The following is a 2,500-nucleotide window of genomic DNA, read 5'->3' as shown; positions in this document are numbered from 1 at the left end:
ACCCGTTAACGGGCTCTGACTACTTGTAGGCACACGGTTTCAGGATCTCTTTCACTCCCCTTCCGGGGTGCTTTTCACCTTTCCCTCACGGTACTGGTTCACTATCGGTCACTAGGGAGTATTTAGCCTTGGGAGATGGTCCTCCCGGATTCCGACGGAATTTCACGTGTTCCGCCGTACTCAGGATCCACTCAGGAGAGAACGAAGTTTTGACTACAGGGCTGTTACCTCCTATGGCGGGCCTTTCCAGACCTCTTCATCTACCTCGTTCCTTTGTAACTCCGTACAGAGTGTCCTACAACCCCAAGAGGCAAGCCTCTTGGTTTGGGCTAATCCCGTTTCGCTCGCCGCTACTCAGGGAATCGCATTTGCTTTCTCTTCCTCCGGGTACTTAGATGTTTCAGTTCCCCGGGTCTGCCTTCTCATATCCTATGTATTCAGATATGGATACCACTCCATTACGAGTGGTGGGTTTCCCCATTCGGAAATCTCCGGATCAAAGCTTGCTTACAGCTCCCCGAAGCATATCGGTGTTCGTCCCGTCCTTCATCGGCTCCTAGTGCCAAGGCATCCACCGTGCGCCCTTTCTAACTTAACCGTTAAAAAGAATCACTACGTGATATCTTGTATTACTAATTGAATGTGATGTCTACTGTTATCTAGTTTTCAAAGAACACGTTTCGAAGGAATGATCCTTCAAAACTAAACAAGACAGGGAACGTTCTGTTTATAAGACCCAAGGTCTTATATTCCGTTAATATCCTTAGAAAGGAGGTGATCCAGCCGCACCTTCCGATACGGCTACCTTGTTACGACTTCACCCCAATCATCTGTCCCACCTTCGGCGGCTGGCTCCTAAAAGGTTACCTCACCGACTTCGGGTGTTACAAACTCTCGTGGTGTGACGGGCGGTGTGTACAAGGCCCGGGAACGTATTCACCGCGGCATGCTGATCCGCGATTACTAGCGATTCCAGCTTCACGCAGTCGAGTTGCAGACTGCGATCCGAACTGAGAACAGATTTGTGGGATTGGCTTAACCTCGCGGTTTCGCTGCCCTTTGTTCTGTCCATTGTAGCACGTGTGTAGCCCAGGTCATAAGGGGCATGATGATTTGACGTCATCCCCACCTTCCTCCGGTTTGTCACCGGCAGTCACCTTAGAGTGCCCAACTGAATGCTGGCAACTAAGATCAAGGGTTGCGCTCGTTGCGGGACTTAACCCAACATCTCACGACACGAGCTGACGACAACCATGCACCACCTGTCACTCTGCCCCCGAAGGGGACGTCCTATCTCTAGGATTGTCAGAGGATGTCAAGACCTGGTAAGGTTCTTCGCGTTGCTTCGAATTAAACCACATGCTCCACCGCTTGTGCGGGCCCCCGTCAATTCCTTTGAGTTTCAGTCTTGCGACCGTACTCCCCAGGCGGAGTGCTTAATGCGTTAGCTGCAGCACTAAGGGGCGGAAACCCCCTAACACTTAGCACTCATCGTTTACGGCGTGGACTACCAGGGTATCTAATCCTGTTCGCTCCCCACGCTTTCGCTCCTCAGCGTCAGTTACAGACCAGAGAGTCGCCTTCGCCACTGGTGTTCCTCCACATCTCTACGCATTTCACCGCTACACGTGGAATTCCACTCTCCTCTTCTGCACTCAAGTTCCCCAGTTTCCAATGACCCTCCCCGGTTGAGCCGGGGGCTTTCACATCAGACTTAAGAAACCGCCTGCGAGCCCTTTACGCCCAATAATTCCGGACAACGCTTGCCACCTACGTATTACCGCGGCTGCTGGCACGTAGTTAGCCGTGGCTTTCTGGTTAGGTACCGTCAAGGTACCGCCCTATTTGAACGGCACTTGTTCTTCCCTAACAACAGAGCTTTACGATCCGAAAACCTTCATCACTCACGCGGCGTTGCTCCGTCAGACTTTCGTCCATTGCGGAAGATTCCCTACTGCTGCCTCCCGTAGGAGTCTGGGCCGTGTCTCAGTCCCAGTGTGGCCGATCACCCTCTCAGGTCGGCTACGCATCGTCGCCTTGGTGAGCCGTTACCTCACCAACTAGCTAATGCGCCGCGGGTCCATCTGTAAGTGGTAGCCGAAGCCACCTTTTATGTTTGAACCATGCGGTTCAAACAACCATCCGGTATTAGCCCCGGTTTCCCGGAGTTATCCCAGTCTTACAGGCAGGTTACCCACGTGTTACTCACCCGTCCGCCGCTAACATCAGGGAGCAAGCTCCCATCTGTCCGCTCGACTTGCATGTATTAGGCACGCCGCCAGCGTTCGTCCTGAGCCAGGATCAAACTCTCCGATAAAGTAGTTTGACTGACTACGCACATCGCTGTGCGATTTATTTAAAACTTTGAATTAACAGGTACGTTTTGTCTTGTTTAGTTTTCAAAGAACTTTGTTGCTTCTCTCGAAGCGACCTCTTAATCATAACATTTTCAGTTTGCTAGGTCAATACTTTTTTTAAAAATATTTTCGCTAGGCTTGCC

2 rRNA genes (1 of these 2 cut by a window edge) are annotated in these 2,500 nt (G+C 51.4%); both read right to left on the bottom strand.

The window, feature by feature from the left end:
- A 23S ribosomal RNA gene (locus ACFC0Z_RS34695) occupies positions 1-598 on the bottom strand; it reaches 2,332 nt to the left of the window's first position.
- Positions 599-767: 169 nt separating this feature from the next.
- Positions 768-2,317: ribosomal RNA gene (locus tag ACFC0Z_RS34690) — 16S ribosomal RNA — on the bottom strand.
- Together the 16S and 23S rRNA genes form the textbook arrangement of a ribosomal RNA operon.
- Between the last annotated feature and the right edge of the window lie 183 nt (positions 2,318-2,500).

This window comes from Streptomyces sp. NPDC056144 (assembly GCF_042264145.1).
Lineage (GTDB): Bacteria > Actinomycetota > Actinomycetes > Streptomycetales > Streptomycetaceae > Streptomyces.
The sequence above is the reverse complement of the archived record's forward strand: the minus strand, read 5'-3'. Positions and strand labels throughout refer to the sequence as shown.